At 61.5% G+C, this 20,858-nt stretch carries 14 protein-coding genes; 6 read left to right on the top strand and 8 right to left on the bottom strand.

The annotated features are described in order from the left end of the window. The first annotated feature begins 145 nt into the window (after nucleotides 1-145). The 6 genes from D1222_RS15755 to cpaB all read left to right on the top strand — a co-directional run bounded on the left by D1222_RS15755 (nucleotide 146) and on the right by cpaB (nucleotide 10,416). Nucleotides 146-1,453: a D-arabinono-1,4-lactone oxidase gene (locus tag D1222_RS15755; protein WP_182481931.1), complete on the top strand. Its 1,308-nt coding sequence runs from the start codon at nucleotides 146-148 to the stop codon at nucleotides 1,451-1,453. After that, complete coding sequence (locus tag D1222_RS09265; RefSeq protein WP_119453979.1) at nucleotides 1,453-2,625, top strand: alanine racemase; 1,173 nt, start codon at nucleotides 1,453-1,455, stop codon at nucleotides 2,623-2,625. Before D1222_RS15755 ends, D1222_RS09265 begins: the two co-directional genes overlap by 1 nt. A 136-nt stretch (nucleotides 2,626-2,761) precedes the next feature. After that, the gene (locus D1222_RS09260) at nucleotides 2,762-6,115 is read left to right on the top strand and encodes a transglutaminase family protein (protein WP_119453978.1); all 3,354 of its coding nucleotides are present in this window, start codon (nucleotides 2,762-2,764) and stop codon (nucleotides 6,113-6,115) included. 3 nt (nucleotides 6,116-6,118) lie between these two features. Next, complete coding sequence (locus D1222_RS09255; RefSeq protein WP_119453977.1) at nucleotides 6,119-8,524, top strand: circularly permuted type 2 ATP-grasp protein; 2,406 nt, start codon at nucleotides 6,119-6,121, stop codon at nucleotides 8,522-8,524. Between the two features lie 10 nt (nucleotides 8,525-8,534). Continuing rightward, a complete protein-coding gene (locus D1222_RS09250) occupies nucleotides 8,535-9,440 on the top strand; it encodes a transglutaminase family protein (RefSeq protein WP_119453976.1) in 906 nt (301 codons plus the stop codon). A 100-nt stretch (nucleotides 9,441-9,540) separates the two neighbouring features. Then, nucleotides 9,541-10,416 (top strand): Flp pilus assembly protein CpaB, encoded by an 876-nt coding sequence (gene cpaB / locus D1222_RS09245; protein ID WP_119453975.1) that lies wholly within the window; start codon nucleotides 9,541-9,543, stop codon nucleotides 10,414-10,416. 395 nt (nucleotides 10,417-10,811) lie between these two features. Here the strand turns inward: cpaB and D1222_RS09240 are convergent, their stop codons facing one another. The 8 genes from D1222_RS09240 to D1222_RS09205 all read right to left on the bottom strand — a co-directional run bounded on the left by D1222_RS09240 (nucleotide 10,812) and on the right by D1222_RS09205 (nucleotide 20,850). Then, nucleotides 10,812-11,768, bottom strand: a complete 957-nt coding sequence (locus D1222_RS09240; protein WP_233348635.1) for a type II secretion system F family protein — start codon at nucleotides 11,766-11,768, stop codon at nucleotides 10,812-10,814. Between the two features lie 4 nt (nucleotides 11,769-11,772). Next, nucleotides 11,773-12,726: a type II secretion system F family protein gene (locus D1222_RS09235; RefSeq protein ID WP_119453974.1), complete on the bottom strand. Its 954-nt coding sequence runs from the start codon at nucleotides 12,724-12,726 to the stop codon at nucleotides 11,773-11,775. Then, nucleotides 12,727-14,190: a CpaF family protein gene (locus D1222_RS09230; protein ID WP_119453973.1), complete on the bottom strand. Its 1,464-nt coding sequence runs from the start codon at nucleotides 14,188-14,190 to the stop codon at nucleotides 12,727-12,729. Then, nucleotides 14,191-15,375 (bottom strand): AAA family ATPase, encoded by a 1,185-nt coding sequence (locus D1222_RS09225; protein ID WP_119453972.1) that lies wholly within the window; start codon nucleotides 15,373-15,375, stop codon nucleotides 14,191-14,193. It abuts the gene before it with no gap. Between the two features lie 2 nt (nucleotides 15,376-15,377). Further along, complete coding sequence (locus D1222_RS09220) at nucleotides 15,378-16,826, bottom strand: type II and III secretion system protein family protein (RefSeq protein ID WP_119453971.1); 1,449 nt, start codon at nucleotides 16,824-16,826, stop codon at nucleotides 15,378-15,380. 164 nt (nucleotides 16,827-16,990) lie between these two features. Continuing rightward, nucleotides 16,991-18,364, bottom strand: coding sequence for an NAD-dependent succinate-semialdehyde dehydrogenase (locus D1222_RS09215; RefSeq protein ID WP_119453970.1), 1,374 nt, complete (start codon nucleotides 18,362-18,364; stop codon nucleotides 16,991-16,993). A 33-nt stretch (nucleotides 18,365-18,397) separates the two neighbouring features. Next, nucleotides 18,398-19,630, bottom strand: a complete 1,233-nt coding sequence (gene doeA, locus D1222_RS09210) for an ectoine hydrolase (RefSeq protein ID WP_119453969.1) — start codon at nucleotides 19,628-19,630, stop codon at nucleotides 18,398-18,400. Beyond that, a complete protein-coding gene (locus tag D1222_RS09205; RefSeq protein WP_119453968.1) occupies nucleotides 19,627-20,850 on the bottom strand; it encodes an aspartate aminotransferase family protein in 1,224 nt (407 codons plus the stop codon). The genes doeA and D1222_RS09205 overlap by 4 nt, the downstream gene beginning before the upstream one ends. Nucleotides 20,851-20,858 lie beyond the last annotated feature (8 nt).

The following is a 20,858-nucleotide window of genomic DNA, read 5'->3' as shown; positions in this document are numbered from 1 at the left end:
TCTGGAGCAAAAGAGTCAAGCTCACCCGTCTTCATGGGGGAGAGAGCTTGTGAATTTCGAGCCCGTGACGCACGTCTGGAAGGCCAGACGTTGCCAGCCTGCCGGAAACTATGGTCTCTTCCCTCAAAGGGAGGCGTCACATCAGATGGCGGACACACAAGAGAACATCGAAAACACGACTGTCTGGACAAACTGGTCAGGCAATCAGGTCGCGCAGCCAGCAGAGGTGGTCGAGCCTGCCGATGCTGGGCAGCTGCAAGCCTTGCTGAAGACTGCGCCCGATCCGGTGCGCGTGGTTGGCGCGGGACACTCCTTCACACCGATCGTCTGCACAGATGGGACACTGGTCCGGCTCGACCGGATGGGCCTTGTCCATTCCGCAGATAGCGAGAAGAAAACAGCCTGGGTCAATGCCGGCGCGCGTCTCAAGGATCTCTCGCCTGCGCTAGAAGCCGACGGCCTCGCTTTCAGAAATCTTGGTGACATCAACGCCCAGTCGCTCGCCGGGGCGATCTCGACGGCGACGCATGGCACGGGCGAAAAGCTGGCCTGCCTCTCTGCTGAAACGCTGGCCTTCAGGCTGCTGACCGCTGGCGGCGATGTCATCACTGTTTCGCGCGAAGAAGACCGCGACGTCTTTGAGGCCTGCCGTGTTTCGCTCGGCGCAATTGGTATCCTCATCGAAGCTGAAATCCAGCTGGTTTCGCCCTATAACCTCCACCGGCGCACCTGGGCCGAACCGCTTGGTGTGATCCTGTCCGCGGCAAGGACACGCTGGCAGTCGCTCAGGAATTACGAGTTCTTCTACGTCCCGTTTTCTGGCTACGGCATCTCGATTGCGCATGAAGAGACAGACGCGCCAGTCACGCCACGCCCCGAAAGCGACGATGATGACGCCGTTCTCGGCCTCAAGCGCGCACGCGACTATGCCGGGGGCGATGCCCCCTCGCGCCGTGACTATCTCACCGGCGCGTTTGCCCGGTTCGAAGGCGAGGATGTCATCGGAAACAGCTGGCAGCTGCTGGCCAGTGAACGCAACGTCCCCTTCAACGAAATGGAATATCACCTGCCGGAAGAGACCGCGCTCGACGCACTCCAGGAAGTGATCACCTATATCGAGCGCGAGCGCCCTGAGGTCTTCTTCCCCATCGAAGTTCGCAAGACGGCCGGCGACGAAATCTGGTTGAGCCCGTTCAGCGGCGCTGGCCGCATCTCTGTCGCGGTGCATGCCTTCGCCGAAGATGAGTATGACTTCTTCTTCTCGCACATAGAGCCCATCTTCCGGCGCGCGGGTGGCAGGCCTCACTGGGGCAAGCTGCACAGCCTTCGCTACCGTGATCTCTGCGACCTCTATCCGCACTTCGAGCGCTTCTGCGATGTCCGCCGCAGGATGGATCCGAAGGGGCGGTTCATGACGCCTTATCTTCGAACCCTGTTTGAGCCGGAGGCGTGATGCCGCTCACTGCTGATTATTTTGCAGAACTCCAGAGCGCACTCGCTGAGGCGGGCATTGCCCAGCCGACGCTCATCATCGACCGCAAGCGCCTCGACGCAAATATCGAGACCTTCAAAAGCCATCTGCCGCCCGGCATGGCCTATCGCATCGTCGCAAAGTCGCTACCCAGCCTGCCTCTGCTTGAACATATCCGGCAGAGGACCGGCACTGACCGGATGATGACCTTCAATCTCGACATGCTGCTTGAGATTGCCCGCGCCATGCCGGATGTGACTCAGCTGCTGGGCAAGCCGTTGCCCGTCGCCGCAGCCCGCGCTTTCTACCGCGATGCGCCGCCCGGCGCGAAAGTCCAATGGCTGATCGATACGCCTGAACGACTTGATCAGTATCTCGCGCTGGCCGCTGAGCTTTCCGTCCATCTCGACATCGTGTTCGAGATCGATGTCGGCCTGCACCGCGGCGGTTTCTCTGCAGATGAAATCCTCAAGCGGTGCTGGCAGAAGCTAGAAGCCTCTAATCGTGCACGTTTCACCGGCCTGATGGGGTATGAGCCGCACATCGCCAAGATGCCGGAAAAGCATGGCCTCCGCGAGAAAGCCAAAGCCCATGCCCGCGAAGTCTATGAGGCCGCAAAGACGCTGACGGGATGCGATGACCGGGACGAGCGCGGTCTGACGCTCAACACGGCCGGCAGCCCGACTTACCGCCTCTACACAGACACCAGCATGGCGAATGAGGTGTCTGCCGGTTCAGTTCTGGTCAAGCCGACGGACTTCGATACCGATCTTCTAGAAAACCACCTTCCGGCAAGCTTCATCGCCGCTCCCGCACTCAAGGTTCTGGACGGGATCAACGTCGCCGGTTTCGATTTCCTGGAGGGCCGTGAGCCGGAGATGCCGGAGGGGCATTCCAAAACGATCTACACATTCGGCGGCAACTGGATGGCGAAGCCCGTCTGGCCTGAAGGCATCCTCGTCAATGAGAAGTATGGCCGATCAAGCAATCAGCAGATGCTGACCGCGCCTGCGACTGTACCGCTCAGACCTGACGATTTCGTCTTCTTTCGGCCCACCCAGTCAGAGGCGATCTTCCTGCAATTTGGCGACATTGCGGTGGTCGAGGACGGGAAAGTCGTGGAACGCTGGCCAGTCTTCAAAGCCTCGGCCTGAGCTATCGATTTTTTGCAGCCTTCCTGCCCACGGCCCGGGCAATAATCGCCTGCGGGACAGCATTTCCGCTTTCCCGTTCGCGAAACCTCAACATGTGGTCTAGAGAAGAGGGGCGATACAGTAAGGCAGTTTCTTCATGGCTATTCTCGCCAGCATCTATCACCTCACCCATTACAAGTATGACCGGCCGGTCACGCTGGGGCCACAGATCATCCGCTTGCGGCCAGCGCCGCAGTCGCGCACCCGGATCGTGTCCCACAGCCTGAAAGTCTCGCCTTCCAAGCATTTCGTGAACCACCAGCAGGACCCGTACGGCAACTGGCTGGCGCGGTTCGTCTTCCCGGAGCCGGTGCGTGAGCTGAAAGTCGAAGTCGACCTTGTCGCCGACATGACAGTCTACAACCCGTTCGATTTCTTCGTTGAGGAGCGGGCCGAAACCTGGCCGTTCGAATATTCCGAGGAATATGCGCCGGACCTAGAAATCTACAGGCGGCCTGACAGGCTGACGCCGCTGCTGAAAGCCTTCCTCGACACCATCCCCGAAGACCCGATGAACACGGTCGACTTCCTCGTCGATGTGAACCGGCGGGTGGAGAAGGTCGTCGACTATATCGTCCGGCTCGAGCCCGGCGTGCAGGCACCGGAAGTAACCCTCCGCAAGGGCTCTGGCTCCTGCCGGGACTCTTCATGGCTGCTGGTGCAGGTGCTGCGCCGGCTCGGCTTTGCCGCGCGCTTCGTCTCTGGCTATCTCATCCAGCTGAAGCCTGACCTTGTCGCGCTCGACGGGCCAGCCGGGACCGATCACGACTTCACAGATCTGCATGCCTGGGTCGAAGCCTATATACCGGGCGCCGGCTGGGTCGGCCTCGACCCGACCTCTGGCCTGCTCACCGGTGAAAGCCACATTCCGCTGGCGGCGACGCCGCACTATCAGAACGCCGCGCCAATCTCTGGCGGTTTCAGCGGCGACCCTGAGACGGAAACCACGTTTGACTTCGATATGAAGATCAACCGCGTGGCCGAACATCCGCGCATCACCAAACCTTTCTCCGATGAGAGCTGGTCGGACCTTGATGCGCTCGGCAAGAAGGTCGATGCCGTCCTTAAGGAAGAAGACGTGCGCCTCACCATGGGCGGTGAGCCGACCTTCGTCTCCATCGATGACTTTGAAAGCGCAGAGTGGAATACCGCCGCCGTCGGCCCGACCAAGCGCGCGCTTGCTGACCAGCTGATCCGCAGGCTGCGCGATCGTTTCGCGCCCGGCGGCATGCTGCATTACGGGCAGGGCAAATGGTATCCGGGCGAAAGCCTGCCGCGCTGGACCTTCTCTCTCTACTGGCGCGGCGACCGCAAGCCGGTCTGGCGCGACGCTGACCTCATCGCCCATGAAGGCGAAGATACCGGCGCGACGGCGGACGACGCCCGCAAGATGACCGAAGCGATGGCGGCCGAACTCGGCCTGCCGGATGAAGTGGTGCAGCCTGCCTATGAAGACCCGGCAGAGTGGATCCTCCGCGAAGGCCGCCTGCCTGACAATGTCACGCCCGAAAACTCCAAGCTGAAAGACCCTGAAGAGCGCCAGCGTATCGCCAAAGTGTTTGAGCGCGGCCTGACAGAGCCGGTCGCTTTCGTCCTGCCGGTCCAGCGCTGGCAGGCAAAGGCGGCAACATCGCGCTGGCGCAGTGAGAAATGGTCATTCCGGCGCGGCAAGCTTTTCCTCGTGCCGGGCGACAGCGCGGCGGGTTATCGGCTGCCACTGGAGTCGCTTCCTCATCTCTCCCCATCCGTCTATCCATACATGCACGTGACCGACCCGGCAGAGCCGCGCGGGCCGCTGCCGGAATACTCGATTGATGAGGCGGTCGAGCAGCGCAACGTGCCCGCCGATGCGCGCCAGAATGTGTCCAGCCGCACCGAATCGGCAAAGGGGCAGGATGTCCGCCAGCAGCAGATGACACCGCAGGAGGGCGCAAGCGTGCGCACTGCCCTAAGTGTCGAGGCGCGCGATGGCCATCTCTGTGTTTTCATCCCGCCGACCGAAGCGCTCGAAGATTATCTTGAGCTGGTCGCGACGGCCGAGAAGGCGGCGAAGGCCGTCGGCAAGCCTGTCCATATCGAAGGCTACGCCCCGCCATCGGATGAGCGCCTCAACGTCATCCGCGTCGCGCCTGATCCGGGTGTGATCGAGGTGAACATTCACCCCGCCCACAATTGGGAAGAGTGCGTCGCGACGACCGAGGCAATCTACGAAGAGGCGCGCCAGACCCGTCTTGGCACAGACAAGTTCATGATCGATGGCCGTCATACCGGCACGGGCGGCGGCAACCACGTCGTCGTTGGCGGCGCGAATGTGAATGACAGCCCGTTCCTGCGCCGGCCGGACTTGCTCAAGAGCCTCATCCTGCACTGGCAGAGGCATCCCAGCCTTTCCTATCTCTTCTCTGGCCTGTTCGTTGGCCCGACCAGTCAGGCACCGCGCATCGATGAGGCGCGCAATGACACGCTCTATGAGCTTGAGATTGCGCTCTCGCAAATCCCCGCGCCGGGGCAGAGGAACATACCGCCCTGGCTGATCGACCGGCTGCTGCGCAATGCGCTGATCGATGTGACGGGCAATACGCACCGTACCGAAATCTGTATAGACAAGCTCTTCTCGCCGGATGGGCCGACAGGGCGTTTGGGTCTCGTCGAATTCCGGGCATTCGAGATGCCGCCAAATGCGCGCATGAGCCTTGCCCAGCAATTGCTGATCCGTGCCCTGATTGCGCGCTTCTGGCAGAACCCGGTTGAAGGTACGCCTGTGCGCTGGGGTACGCGCCTGCATGACCGTTTCATGCTGCCCGAATTTGTCTGGCAGGACTTCATGGAAGTGCTCGCCGACCTCAAGGCGCATGGCTTTGATCTCAAATCAGAATGGTATGAAGCCCAGTTTGAGTTCCGCTTCCCGTTCTGCGGTGAGGTCACTTATGAAGGCACGACGCTTGAGCTTCGTCAGGCGATCGAGCCGTGGCATGTCCTCGGCGAAACGGGGGCGATCGGCGGCACTGTTCGGTATACGGACAGTTCGGCGGAACGCCTTCAGGTTAAGCTGCTGTCGGGTGCGCCCGGCCGGTTTGCCGTGACCTGTAATGGCCGGCGCATGCCGCTGACCCAGTCGGCGGGCAGCGCGAGCGAAGTCGCAGGCGTGCGCTACAAGGCATGGGCGCCGCCTGAATCGCTTCATCCGACCTTGCCGGTGAACACGCCGCTCACCTTCGACATCTTCGATACCTGGAGCGGGCATGCGGTTGGCGGCTGCGTCTACCATGTCGCCCATCCGGGCGGTCGCAACTATGAGACTTTCCCCGTCAATTCAAACGAGGCAGAAGCCCGCAGGCTCGCCAGGTTTGAGCCGCAGGGGCACAAGCCGGGGAGCTATATGCCAGTGGCCGAAAGGGTGCATCCGGAGTTTCCGCTGACCCTCGACCTGCGCAGGTCGCAGGGCGTGTAATCCATGTCACGGCCCCGGAAGGCAGCAGAAGAAACACTCTTCCGTCTGCTGGCGCACTACAAGCCTGTGCCCGGTGTTCCGGACGAGCTGCTGGACAGTGAGGGCCGCATCCGTCCTGTCTGGCAGAGCTTCATCTCGCACCTGTCAGAGCACGACCCGCAAACGCTGCGGCAGATGTTTTCGCGTGGCGACGCATACCTGCGAAACTCTGGCGTCTTTTTGCGTCAGTATACAGAGGATAGGGCGACCGAGCGTCCTTGGCCGCTCAGCCATATGCCCGTTCTGATCGACGCGAAGGAATGGGAGCAGATAGCTGGCTCACTGAAGCAACGTGCTGATCTGCTCGAGGCGGTAGTGGCTGATCTTTACGGCCCCAACCAGCTCGTCGCGGATGGGGCCTTACCGGGCCAGCTGATTGCGCAGAGCTCGGAATGGATCCGCCCGCTGGTCGGCGTGAAGCCGCGCGGCGGCCATCACCTCAACTTCGTCGCCTTCGAGATCAGCCGGGGGCCTGACGGGACCTGGTGGGTCCTCAATGACAGGACGCAGGCGCCGTCTGGCGCAGGCTATGCGCTCGAAACCCGTGTGGCGACGTCGCGCATCTTCGCGGAGCACTATGCCGACGCCAAGGTCCACCGCCTTTCGAACTTCTTCTCTGAGTTTCGCGCCGCGCTGCTCAATATGCGCACCTCTCAGGACGCCCATGTCGCGATCCTGACGCCGGGCCCATTCAGCGAAACCTATTTCGAGCAATCCTATATCGCACGCTATCTCGGCCTGCTTTTGGTTGAGGGTGAGGACCTCACTATCCAGCAGGGCAAAGTCTTTGTGCGGACGGTTTCAGGCCTGCAGCCCGTCGACGTTCTCTGGCGCCGGCTGGATACGCTTTACGCTGATCCGCTGGAGCTTGATGAGGCATCGCAGATCGGTACGGCAGGCCTTGTCGGGGCCGTGCGCCGGGGCAATGTCTCGGTCGTAAACGCGCTTGGCGCAGGTATACTTGAATCTCGCGCCTTGCTGGCTTTCCTGCCGCGCATTTCTAGAAGGCTCGCAGGCAAGCCGCTCGAAATGCCGAATATCGCAACTTGGTGGTGCGGCCAGCCCGCTGAGCGCGAGCATGTCCTCTCGCGGCTCGAGAACATGCTGATCGCCCCCGCGCTCTCAACGCGCCAGATGTTCGATCCCGACGAGTCCGCCATCCTTGGCAGCCAGCTTCGAAAGCGGGGTATCGATTTTGCCAAACGCCTGATCGATACCGAAGGCGAACTTCTTGTCGGTCAGGAGACCGTCTCCTTCTCGACCTCGCCGGCCTGGGTCGATGGTGCTTTGGTGCCGCGCCCGATGAGCCTGCGCGTCTTCATGGTCCGGACAGCTGACGGCTGGTGTGTCATGCCGGGTGGGTTCGCGCGTATCGGCACGGAAACAAACTCGAACGTCCTGAGCATGCAGGCCGGCAGCTCGGTCGCCGATGTCTGGATCGTCAGCGACAAGCCCGTTGATACGGTCACACGCCTCGCCAGCGGGCAAGCGAGGGCGCCGCGCGCGAAGCAGGGGGCTCTACCCAGCAAGGCTGCTGAAAACCTTTACTGGCTCGCCCGCTATATGGAGCGCGCGGAAGGCTTCACCCGCCTCAACCGCGCGCGCCATGAGCGACTGGCAGAGGCAACCTCGCCGCAAGCGCCGCTTCTGCTTCATCTGACGCGCTATGGATCCTTCATCGGGCTAGATACGCAATCCTCCATACCGCCAGCGCTGGAAGGCACGATCCGCTCGGCCCTGCGCGCCGCCGAAAGCGTCCGTGATCGCCTCTCGCCGGATGGCTGGGCCGCCATCAACCAGCTGAGTGACCGTCTGGATGATGCCTTGTCGCGCAACGTGGCTCCGGGGGATGGCGCAGCGCGCGAGATGGGCGTGCTCTTGCGCCAGTCCAGCGCTTTCACAGGCCTCCTTCAGGACAATATGTACCGCTTCACCGAATGGCGCTTCCTCAGTCTCGGTCGCTCTATCGAACGCCTCATGGCGCTGTCCTCGGCGCTCTCTAACTTCCTCGCCGAAGACGCCCCGCTCGGCAGTCTCGACCTCGCGCTGGAATATGCCGACAGCTCTATTTCGCACCGCCGCAGATACGGCTTTCAGGCGAGCGCGCCCTCGGTTGCCGAACTCACAGCCCTCGATGAGCTCAATCCGCGCTCTCTCATCTTCCACCTGGTCGAGCTTGAGACCCATATGCGCCCGCTGGCAGACCTGATGAAATCGTCCGGCAGCGAGGAATTGCTGGCCGATTGCACGGCGCTGCGAGAGACGTTCGAGGCGCTCGCGCCAGAGGATATCGACCCGGATTACCTCGTCGGATTCCGCAACAAGGTCGCGGCGATATCCGACAATCTCACCCGCATATTCATGAGCTGAAGGCGCCCCCATGCTCTATGATCTCAAACTCAGCATTTCCTACCGCTATGGCGGCATGGTGCTAACCGGCCGCCATCTTCTTCACCTCTGGCCGCCGGACCTGCCGGGCGTGCAGTCAGTATCAGGCCAGACCCTGACCGTTACGCCTGAGCCAGCCGAGCGTAGCGGCTTCCGCGACTTCTTCGGCAACTGGACGAGCGAGGTCGTCTTCGCAGAGGCCCATCAGCGCTTTGAGGCGAGCCTTACCGCCCGCGTCGAACGCCACAAACAGCCAGCCCCGCAGGCAGTATCTGCGAACCTGGAAACGATGCCGGATATTCTGGGCGGGATTAAAAGCCTCGCCGCAGACTCTCCGCTTCACTTCCTTGGCACCACGCCGCGCGTTCGGCCGAATCTCGTCCTGCAGGACTATGTCCGCGACCTTGTCCCGCTCGATGCCTCCACCCGCCATGTCGTGCACAGGCTGGGCGAGCGTTTGCATGAAGAGATGACCTTCGATCCGTCTGCGACCTCTGTCGATACGCGTCACGAAGACGCTTTCGCCGCGCGCAAGGGTGTCTGCCAGGACTTCAGCCACATCATGATCGCGGCCCTGCGCAGCATCGGCATTCCTGCAGGCTATGTCAGCGGTTGCCTCCGTACTGAGCCGCCGCCCGGAAAGCCGCGCCTCGAAGGGGCGGATGCCATGCATGCTTGGGTGCGGGCCTGGTGCGGGCCAGAGCTCGGCTGGATTGAGTACGACCCCACCAATGCCTGCGAGGTTGCAACCAACCATATCGTGATCGCCTATGGCCGCGACTATTCGGACGTATCTCCCGTGAAAGGCGTGCTGAAGTCGGCCTCTGGGCAGGCTGGCTCGCAGGCCGTCGATGTGGTGCCACTCGAAGAAGAGGCGCCCGCCGGAATTCATGGTTAAGCCGACCCGTGAAATGGCGCGTTTGCATTTGCGGAAGGTTTAAGCCCCGGCACGCTATTTTCGGCGGTGAATAGCTGTCTGGGAGGTTCGCCTCGTGAAAATGTCTCCAATCGTCTCGCTCGTCCTGTCACTTGTGTTTGGCGGCGCAGCCGTGCTTGGTGCGCGCCTCTGGCTCGGCGGCGACAAGGACCCCGCACCGGCTGAAATGACCGAAGTGCAGCCAGTGGTCATCGAGACCCGCGATGTGCTGGTCGCCGTGCGCGACATCCCGCGCGGCGTCACGCTCGACCCGGCCTGGTTTGAGACAGAAGCAATACCTGTCACCGATGTCCCGCGCGGCGCTTTCGAAACGCGCGGCGACCTTCAAGAGACAGGCCTTGAGCGCCCGACCCTGATCGAGATCGGCAGCGGCGAAATCCTGTCAGAGAAAATGCTGCTTGCGGTGGGCATGCGCGCCTCGCTCTCATCGAAGATCCGCCCCGGCATGCGCGCCTATACGATCCAAATGAATGACGTTGCCGGTGTCGCAGGCTTCGTCCTTCCGGGCGACATGGTGGATATTATCTTCATGGCCAATGACGGCGCAGCCCTCGTTGACGACCAACCGGTCCGCGCTGGCGGGGCGAGCGCCGAAGTGCTGCTGCAGAATGTTGAAGTCATGGCGCTGGACCTCAATGACGATGTCGCTGGAAATGACCCGTCACCATTCCGCACGGCGACGCTCGCCGTTACGCTTGAACAGGCCCAGACGCTCTCAGTCGCAGGCAAGTCCGGTACGCTGTCGCTGGCGCTTCGCGGCAGTGCGGACGATGCTTATGAGATGGCAGAAGCCGTGCGCCTGCGCTCCCCGGCGCCCGCGCCGCGCCAGGTCGCAGCAGCGCCGCAGCCAGCTGCCCCGCGTCCGCCGTCTGGCACGCAGGTCGCCATCATCATGGGCGATCAGGAATCCATGGTCCGGGTCCCGTCCAGCCAGTAATCCGGCGGCGATTTTCCGTACTTCACAATCCATCTCTAGATAGATCCAGCTTTCGAGTCTCCTTGAGGGGCGCGGCAAGCTGGATTTTCCGCATGAGCGCGGCGCTCATCACCCGTTCCCTGAATTGGCAGCGTGCTCTTGGTCGCTGCCGGTCAGCGCAGGCCGTGCAGTGGAGTAGCGTGCGCGCTAAATTAGTGAAGGTGATTTCATCCTCACGTCCGCGCTCTTGCCTGTGCGGATTTGAGAAAGGCCGGAGGCGGACGCGCGCCGATTGCGTCGGCGGTGCAGGTCACGGCTCGTGCTTCGCGGACAGGGGAGCAACACCAGTAGCTCAGTGAACGGAATTATTGGGTATCGATCGCTAGGGCGGAGCGTCCAGCCTAAGCGGCGCGGCCTTAAGACGTTGCCGCCATCACGTCCATCATGCGCACCACGGCAGGCAGCATGAGCACGGTAAGCAGCGACGGAAACACGAACAGGATCAGCGGCACGACCAGCTTGGCCGGAAGCGCCAGCGCCTTTTCCTCTGCATAGAGCATCCGCTTCTCGCGCATGTCGGTCGCAAAGACGCGCAGCGTCTCACCCACACTGGTGCCGAGTTCTTCAGACTGGCGCAGCATGGTCGCGAGCGCCCGCGCCTCATCGAGGCCCAAGCGGTCTGCGAAATTCTTCCAGGCCTCGGTGCGCGCCCGCCCGGCGCGCGTCTCGAGGTTCATGATCTTCAGATGGTCAGCAAGGTTCGGATACCGCTGCGCCAATTCTTCGGACACACGTTGGACAGCGCCATCGAGGCTGAGACCAGCTTCCACGCAGGCCACCATCAGGTCCATCATATCCGGAAAGCCTTCGCGGTACTGGTCCTGAAGGCGCGAAAGTTTTTTATCCAGTATGAAGGAGGGCGCGACGAAGCTGATGACGGCAAGGCCGCCTGAGGCGAGCATCAGCCCGTTGCCGGGTAGCCTGTCGCCATAGAGCGGCCAGGTCGCGAGCAGAAGGAGTTGCGGCACAATCAGCGCGATGAAACGGATGCCAATGAAAAGGTAAGGCGCAGCTTTCGAATAATACCCCGCCTTGAAAAGGCGCGCGCGCAGCTTGCTGAGTGCTTCGGAGTTCGGGTCGGAAAAACGCCGCCCGATTTTCTCGATGACCTGGTCGCGTTTCTGGCTTGCGGACTGCGTTTGGGTTCGCGTCCGGCGCGCAGCATCGCTCTCCAGACGCTGGGCCATCTTCTTCTTGGCTTTCAGGCCGCGGGCGAGTTTCACCGCGAGAACAGCAAGCGCAGACAGCGTCACAATCGTGAGGATAGAGACGAGCGCGAAATTGGAGGTCTGGAGGAAGTTGATCGGCATCATTCCCTCAGACCTTGAAGCTGATCATCTTGCGCATGACGAGATTGCCAATCGCCATCCAGACGAGGCAGCCGCCGAGACCATACTGGACGATCTTTTCATTGATGACGCTGCCATAGAAGTGCGGGGTCAGCATGTGCATCGCCCCCATCACGATGAACGGCGCAGACGTCAGGATCAGCGCTGATGCGCGCCCTTCCGATGAGGCCGCCTTGATCTTGAGGCGCATCTTCTGGCGTGCACGGACGGTCGACGCGTTGACCTTGAGCAGGCTGGCGAGATTACCCCCGGTGCGCGCCTGCAGGCGTACCGTGGCGGCGAAGAGTTCAACGTCGGGCTGTTGTGTACGCTCTGCGAGCTTCTTCACAGCTTCTTCGAGGCTTGAGCCATAGGCAATCTCATCGGCGGCCATGCCGAATTCGGACCCGATCGGATCCGGCATTTCACGTCCCACCAGTGAGACGGCCGTCGGCACCGGGTGACCAGCTTCGAGGCTGCGGACGATAATCTCAAGGGCATCAGGCAGTTGCTCGCCAAGCTGGCGATCACGCGCGGCGGCTTTCATCTTGAGGAAAAAGATCGGCAGGACCGTGGATGCCAGAACACCCGCCACAGGCGTTATCATCAGGTTGGCGGTGAAGTAGAAGGTGGCAGCTGCTGCAACCACGCCGACAGCGAGCGCGATCATCGACCAGGTGACGGGATCATAAGCGAGGCCAGAGCGGGTCACGAGATCATTGAACCAGCGAACTGCCAGCCGGCCATTGCCTTCCTTGTCCTGTCCGCGCTGGCGGCGCAGTTCAATAATGAGGTCAGCGACGCTCGCCTGCTTTTCCTGCACACGCAGGCGCCGGTTCAGCCGCGTTTTCTCAACTGCGCCCTGTCCAAAACCGAGGACCGACTGGGCGGCGAGAAAGGCTGAAGCGAAGGCCAGCACATAGATGACGACCGAAGTCTCCATCTATTTCCCCGGCACTTCGAGGAGCGGCTTCGACGGGTCGAAATACTCCATCGGCAGGTGCACGCCGCGCCGTTGCATCTCATCGAGGCATTTGGGGCGAAGACCCGTTGCGCGGAACTCGCCGATCACGGTGCCATCCTCGCCGGTGCGAAGGCGGTTGAACAGGAAGATGTCCTGCATCTGGATGATGTCGCCTTCCATGCCCGTCACTTCCGTCACATGGGTGATGCGGCGCGAACCGTCAGACAGGCGCTGGGCCTGGATGATGATGCCGATCGCCGACGAGATCTGCCCACGGACAGCTTCGGACGAGATGCGCAGCCCGCCCATTGCCACCATCTGCTCAAGGCGGCTGATCGCCTCGCGCGGATTGTTGGCGTGGATCGTCGCCATGGAGCCTTCATGGCCCGTATTCATGGCCTGCAGCATGTCGAAGGCTTCTTCGGAACGCACCTCGCCAAGGATCACCCGGTCCGGACGCATACGAAGGGCGTTCTTCACCAGCTCGCGCTGGCGGATCTCACCCTTGCCCTCGAGGTTTGGTGGGCGCGTTTCCATGCGCGCGACGTGCGGCTGCTGCAGCTGAAGTTCTGCCGCGTCCTCGATCGTGATGAGGCGTTCCTTGTGACTGATCGCCTTGGAGAGCGCGTTGAGCAGCGTGGTCTTGCCGGAGCCCGTACCGCCGGAAATGATGCAGGTCACACGGCATTTCACGGCATTGAACAGGAACTCGGCGACTTCTTTCGGCATCGCGCCAAAGCCGATCAGCTTTTCTAGCGTCAGCGGCTTCTTTGAGAACTTCCGTATGGAAACAAGCGGGCCATCAATCGCGACCGGCTCGACAGCCGCGTTGACGCGCGAGCCATCGAGAAGACGCGCATCGACCAGCGGTTGGCTTTCATCGACGCGGCGACCAACGGCGGACACGATGCGCGAGACGATCCGGCGAAGGTGGGCATTGTCGCGAAACTTGGCCTCTGAAAGCTCAAGCTCACCGCGGCGCTCCACATAGACCTGCTTGGCGCCATTGATGAGAATATCCGAAATCGTAGGGTCAGCTAGAAGCGGCTCAAGGGGGCCGAGGCCGGTCATCTCGTGATAGACAGAGTCCGCAAAATCCAGCACTTCGGCCTGGTTCATCGGGATGCGCTCATCGCGCACAATCTCGGAAACCAGCCGGCCGACCTGCTTCTTCATTTCCGCTTCGTCGAGCTTGTCGAGAACCGAGAGGTCGAGTTCGTCAATCAGCTTGTTGTGGACACGCAGCTTGGCTTCGAGCAGGTCGAACGAGGCAGAGCCTGAACTTTCTTTCGGCTCATCGTCGGCTTCGTCGGCATCATCTGCCGCAAAGAGCGGACCATCATCCTTTGTCGCCTCCTCCGCACTCGCCTCTGGCGCTAGTGCTTCAGGCTCGAGCTTTTCGGCGGCGGAGTTATTGCGAGAGAGAAGGGAGAAGCGTGCCATCTAGGCTTTCTTTCTGCTCGGGGGTGACTGGACCACTGGGGCATTGCCTTCTTCGAGAAGGTCGATCAGGCGGCTGATATCCTTGGCGAGGCGATTGCCGGGCTTCGCTTCGCTCACAGCCTGGCCGAAGTTCACGGCGGCAAGTGCGGCTTCCCATTCCGACGAGATGGTCGCGAAGACGGGACGGCCGATGGCTTCCTCAGCCTGCGACACGGTAACGGTGCCGCCAAACAGCTTCTTCGACATCCGGTTCAGAACAATCCGTGGCTGCACGATGCCTTCGGAGGCGTCTTCGAGGTCTTCGGCGCGGTTGCGCGCAGCATGCAGTGCCGGGACGGTCAGCTCGCTCATCACGATGTTTTCGTCAGCGCCCGTCACGACGGACGCCATCCAGGGCGAGGGCCAACGCGGCAGGTCAACGATGACATGATCATAGAGGCCGCAGGCAACCTCCAGCATCTTGAGGATCGATTCCGGTTTGATCGCATTCCACAGCCGGTGAGAGCGCGGCGCGGCTAGAAGATCTATGCCATTCTTGTGGTGCGTGATGAAGGCCTGAAGAAGCGCCTCATCAATGCGGTCCGCGGACTGCGTCAGCGCGGTCTGATTGAGGTTTGCCGGGCAGTTCAGATAGGACGCACACGCCCCATCGAAGAAGTCGAGATCAATGAGACAAACCTTGCTGCGCGTCTCGCGCTGGCTGAGCTGATAGGCGATTTCGACGGCCACCAGCGTCGCGCCGGCGCCGCCAACCGAAGGTGTCACCGTCCAGCACTTGCCCGAGCTATCCGCCCCCGAACTGTCCTGCTTGCAGATAAGCTCCAGCGCCTCGATCAGCGACACTGGTGAAATCGGCGGCGGCAGCATGTCCCAGCGCTGGAGCGACATCAGCCGCTTCACCGCAAGGATCGGGATATTCTCACCAATCACGATGCCTGGCAGGCTGGGTGCGGTTTCAGAGACGCGGATCAGCAGCTCGACGAGATCGAACGTACCTGCATTCTCCAGCACCAGAACGCCGCCGCGCTCAGCCTCCGCCGCTTCAAGCGCGGCGTCGGGGCTGTCATGACTGGTGACACTGATTGTCGGCAGGTTTGCGGTCGCCGCCACCAGCGCCTCGTGCCCACCGGGCGCGAAGACGTGAAGGCGCACTGGCCCCGTCACCTGAAGCGGTGTGGCGCTCATGCCTACTCGCCTCCCATTCCCGGCACGTAGCCAAGATCAGGACGTGAGGACTGGGCCACAGGCTGGGCCTGAGCAGGGGAGGGCGCACGAAGCGTGCCCGTGCCCGCAGTCGCGGCGCTCGGCCGATCATCATAGCTCAGCTCACCCAGCAGCAGGCGTTCTGCTTCCGATGGCATCGGATTGTTCGTCAGCGGATCGGGGATGCGCGTGCCAGCTGGCGTCGGCAAGACGAGGCGCGGCGTGATGATGATGATCAGCTCTGTCTCATTCTCGCGGAAACGGTTCGAGCGGAACAGTGCGCCAAGGACAGGCACATCGCCCAGCCACGGCGTCTGCACAGAGGTCGTGTCCACCGTGTTCTGGATCAGGCCAGCAATCGCAAAGCTCTCACCATCGGCAAGCTCGATGATCGTATTTGCGCGGCGAACGCTCAGCGCCGGGATCTCGACGCTCGCGAGACGAACAGAGTTGCGCGGATCGAGCTGGCTCACTTCCGGGCTGACTTCGAGGCTCATCTTGTTGTTCGACAGGATGCGCGGCGTGAATTCGAGGCTCACGCCGAACTCGCGGAACTGGATGCTGATCGTATCTTCATCGGCCGCGACCGGGACAGGAAACTCTCCGCCCGCCAGGAAACTCGCCGTCTCACCAGAGCGGGCGACGAGATTCGGTTCGGCCAGCGTGCGGATAACACCGCGCTCTTCCAGCGCTTCAAGGAAGAAGTCGATATTCACCCCGCCAGACGCGCCAAGCAGGCTGAGAATGGATTTCGGCGCGCCGCCGGAGAGAAGCTCAGAGCCGGTCGCGAACAGGAAATCGCCCGCGCGGCTGACTTCACCGCCAATGCCAAGTTCTTTCACGTCCTCACGCGACGCCTCGACAAAGCGTACTTCAAGCATCACCTGCTGCGGGCTGTTCACGTCCAGTGCGTCGATCACCGCATCCGGCGCATAGCTTGCCGCGATCTGCATGATCTCGGCAGCCGTCTCATCATCCGGCACATTCCCACGCACATGAAGGCGCTGCGCCACGGTACGAAGGTCGAGGCTGATGTCAGGGAAGAGGGCCGCGATGTCGCTCTGGATGGCGCCCAGATCATGCTCGACGCGGACATCGATAATCTCGATCAGGTCGCCATCATCATCATAGACGAGGATATTGGTCGAGCCGATCGTGCGTCCACGGACATAGAGACGGTTGTCTGATGTCGGCGCAGCGTCAGCGATCTCTGGCTGGGAGATAGCGATACGCGCAAACGGGCGGCCAACTGCGATAGGCGTAGACCGGTTCACGACGACAGTCAGGTCGGTCTGCGATGGGCCTGCAGGTGAGGTGGAGGCGTGATAGACAGCGCTGCCAGTCTGGCGCGGCATCGGCTCCGCAACGGCGCCAGCGGTAAACCCGCAGAACAGGACGGCAAACGAAAAGGCCTGCAAGATGGAGGACGTCATTCTGACCCTCTTTGCTGCTTACTAGTGCCCGCATTTTGCAGGCGTTCAGTAAGCAAGCTTAAGAGCGAGACTTGAAGTCCGGCTGAAACGCGCGCGGCAAACTTGAAACAAATTTGCCGCTTCCTGATCAGCCCGTGTCAGGATTTCGTCCGCGTCCTGTCAGATCAGGCAGGCTTTGCAGGGCCGACCCAGACCTGTTGGGCATTCACGAATTCGAGGATGCCGTGCGGTCCAAGCTCACGTCCGAGACCTGACGCCTTCGTGCCGCCGCTTGGCAGGCGAGGGTCCGTCTTCACAATGCCATTGACGCTGACCTGACCGGTATCGAGCAAGCTCGCCATCGCTTCGCCGCGGCTCGTCTCAGTCCAGATGCTCGCCGCAAGGCCGTAGCGCGTATCATTGGCGAGCTCGACGGCATGGTCGGCGTCACGTGCCCTTACCAGGACCCCAACCGGGCCGAACGTCTCCTCATTGAAGGCGCACATATCCGGGGTGACGTTGGAGAGCAGTGTGACCGGATAGAAGTATCCATCACCGTTTGGCAACTCGCCGCCAAGGACACAGTCCGCGCCTTGTTCGATCGTCTCCTGAACCTGTCGGTGCAGCTCATCGCGAAGGTCTGGGCGGGCAATTGGGCCCACATCCGTGTCGCCCTCTCGCGGATCACCCAGCTTCAGCGCCGCAAGCTTGTCCTTCATCAGCGCTTCGACCTTGTCGTAAACGCTTTCCTCAACAATGATCCGCTTGGCCGCGATGCAGGACTGGCCTGCATTGATGATGCGCGACAGCGTCAGCACGTCCGTCGCCTTGTCGAGGTCAGCATCCGCCAGAACGATGGACGGATCAGACCCGCCAAGCTCCAGCACTGCAGGCTTGATCGCTGAGCCGGCAATCCCCGCCACCGCAGACCCGCCGCGCGAAGACCCGGTAAAGGACACGCCGCGAACTCTGTCGTCGCGGATCACCGCCTCGACGCTCGGCGTCTCGAGATAAAGCGCCTGGAACAGGCCTTCAGGCGCACCGGCCTCACGGAAGCATGTTTCAATCGCTTCAGCGCAGCCCGGCACATGCGGGTCATGCTTCATCAGGCAGGAATTGCCCGCCATCAGGGCAGGGGCCGCAAACCGGAAAGCCAGCCAGAAAGGCGCATTCCAGGGCAGGATGCCGAGGATGGGGCCGATGGGCAGGTGCTGCACATAGGACAGGCTCGCATCGGACTCCAGAACCTGCCGGGAAAGGTAGCCCTCGGCGTGGTCGGCATAATGCTCTGCGCACCAGGCAGACTTCTCGACTTCGCCGCGCCCTTCCTTGATGGGCTTGCCCATCTCTTCGGTCATGATGGGCGCAAGCGTTTCGACATGCTTGCGCATATGGGCCGCGACGGCTTTCAGCAGTTTGGCGCGTTCGGCATAGGATTTGGTCTTCCATTCATGGAAGGCAGCCAGCGACGCGTTGATCTTGGCGTTGACGTCTGCCTCGCTGTCGAGCGCAACTTCACGAACGGTCTCGCCGGTCGCCGGATTGACGGCTTTCAGCATGGATTTCTCCTGATCTCAGATGTGTGGCAGGCGCTAGCTCGCAGGCTGGGCCTGTTCGCCGTTGGCTTTCTTCGCGGCGGGCGCAGTCGGCTTCCCGGTCCCGGGCTTCAGCGTGAACTCTTCTGGCAGGGAAAAGAAGCTCTCACAGCCTGTCTCAGTGACATAGAAGGTGTCGGAAATGCCGACGGTTTTGTCACCGTCCACGCCCCAGACCCATGGGATAATGTGGAAGGTCATGCCTTCCTTCAGGATCTGCGGGTCACCCTGCATCAGCGACAGGATATAGCCTTCATCCCAGCTCGGCGGGAAAGCGATCCCGATCGAATAGCCAGAGCGCGTGATGAGAGAGCCGCCATGCGAGCCGTCTGAAATGATATCGCGCACGATCTTGTCTGCGTCCGAAACCGTAAGACCCGGCTGCACATAGCGGCGCAGTTCCTTCAGCGCTTTCTGCATCTGCTCTTCTGCGCTGCGCATGGATGGCGACAGCTCATCCTGCATGACGACCGTGCGCATCATGGCGGTGTGATAGCGCCTGTAACAGCCGCCAACCTCGAGGAAGACATGCTCGCCTTCCTGCACCTTCCGACCTTCCCATGTCGCGTGACCAATCATGGATCGAGGACCAGACGTTACATAAGGCATGACGGCGGGTGGCTCGCCGCCCGCTTCGAACATGGCAGCAGAGATTGCCGCCCCGATCTCATTCTCGGTAACGCCGGGCTTTGCGATGTCGATACCGGCCTGCATGCCGGCTTCGGTCGCCCGGGCCGCCCGTTTCATGATCTCGATTTCGTGCTTCGACTTACAGACGCGGCCTTCCTCGACGATGCCGAAACAGTCGAGCAGGCGCCCGCCCGTATAGGCTGAGTGAAAGCGGTCCTGCTGATAGGCAGGCAGGAAGTATGAGTTACGCTCATACCCAACTGTCGAATTATATAGCCCGGCCTCACGCAGCGCCTCGATCAGGCGCTGGATGGCGTCGCCATTATCGGCATAGGGCCGCGTTTTCTCGACCCATGTGCGGGCATGGACGTTCGACTCTTCCATGTTCCGCGTGACCATGAAGCAGTCGCCATCGAGCGGCACCACCAGTGCCTGGAAGAAAGAGTACCCCGTCGTCTGATAATCAGTGAGGTACATGATGTTTTCTGGGTCGGAGATGACCACCGCATCAAGGCGGCGGCTTCTCATCCGGTCGCGCAGGTCTTCCAGCCGGCGAGCATACTCTTCCGGCGGGAACGTCATATCATCGCGGTGCCTCATGCTGGCACCAGGACGGCTTCCATGGCCGCCTCCATGATGTCGAGGCCTTCATTGAGGTCTGCATCATCAATTGTCAGCGGCGGGATCAGCTTGGCGACACGGCCTTCGCTTCCGCAGCCACCGAGAAGCAGCCCCTTGTTGAAACACTCAGCCACCACTTTCTTGGCGAAGGCGCCATCCTTGGTGTCGAGGCCCTGCATCATGCCTTTGCCACGCACTTCCATACCCGGACGCGCCATCTTCTTCAGGCGGCTTTCCATGATGTCGCCCTTGCGGCGTACATCGGCCATGAAGGCGTCATCCTTGAAATAGTCCATGGCGACCATGCCCGCGATGAAGGAGATGCCCTGTCCGCGGAACGTACCTGTATGCTCACCGGGGGACCAGTGCTTATCGAATTCCGGCTTGTTCAGATTCATGGCGAGCGGCGTACCAAAGCCGCCAATTCCCTTGGCCAGCGTGATGATGTCCGGGTCGAGGTCCATGCCGTCAAAACTGAAATAGGAACCGGTGCGCCCGCACCCGGCCTGAATATCATCCAGGATAAAGAGCGCGCCGCGATCCTTTGCGAATTTGCGGATCGCTTTCAGCCACTCGGCATCGGCAACATTGACGCCGCCTTCGGCCTGAATGGGTTCGACGAGGATGGCCGCTGGCGGCTCATAGCCGGAAGACGGGTCTGCATAAGCTTCTTCCATGCCTTCCAGAGGATGGCCGAATGGCAGGCGCTCGACATGGTTCAGCGGCACACCGGCCGCATTGCGGAAATAGGCATTCGCAGTTGCTGCGAGCGCGCCGAGCGTCATGCCATGAAAGCCATTGGTGAAGGCGATGACCTGCTTGCGGCCGGTCGCTCGGCGGGCAAGCTTCAGGGCGGCTTCGACAGCGTTCGTACCGGTCGGCCCCGTGAACTGCATCCGATAGTCCCAGCCGCGCGGCTCGAGGATCGTCTCGGTAAAGGCTTTGATGAAGTCACGCTTGGTGGTCGTCATCATGTCGAGGCTGTGGGGAATGCCATCGGCCTCGATGAATTTGATGATTGCCTCTTTCATGCGCGGATTATTGTGTCCGAAGTTCAGGACACCTGCGCCACCAAAAAAGTCGATATAGGATTTGCCAGCCTCATCGGTCTGGCGGGCATTGGAAGCGGACTTGAACACGGTGGGGTAAGTCCGTGCATAACCCCTTACATTCGATTCCCAGCGCTCAAACAGGTCCATGACGGTCT

The organism is Henriciella algicola, from assembly GCF_003576245.1.
Lineage (GTDB): Bacteria > Pseudomonadota > Alphaproteobacteria > Caulobacterales > Hyphomonadaceae > Henriciella > Henriciella algicola.
Note: the sequence above shows the minus strand (reverse complement) of the source record. Positions and strands in the feature narration are given on the sequence as shown.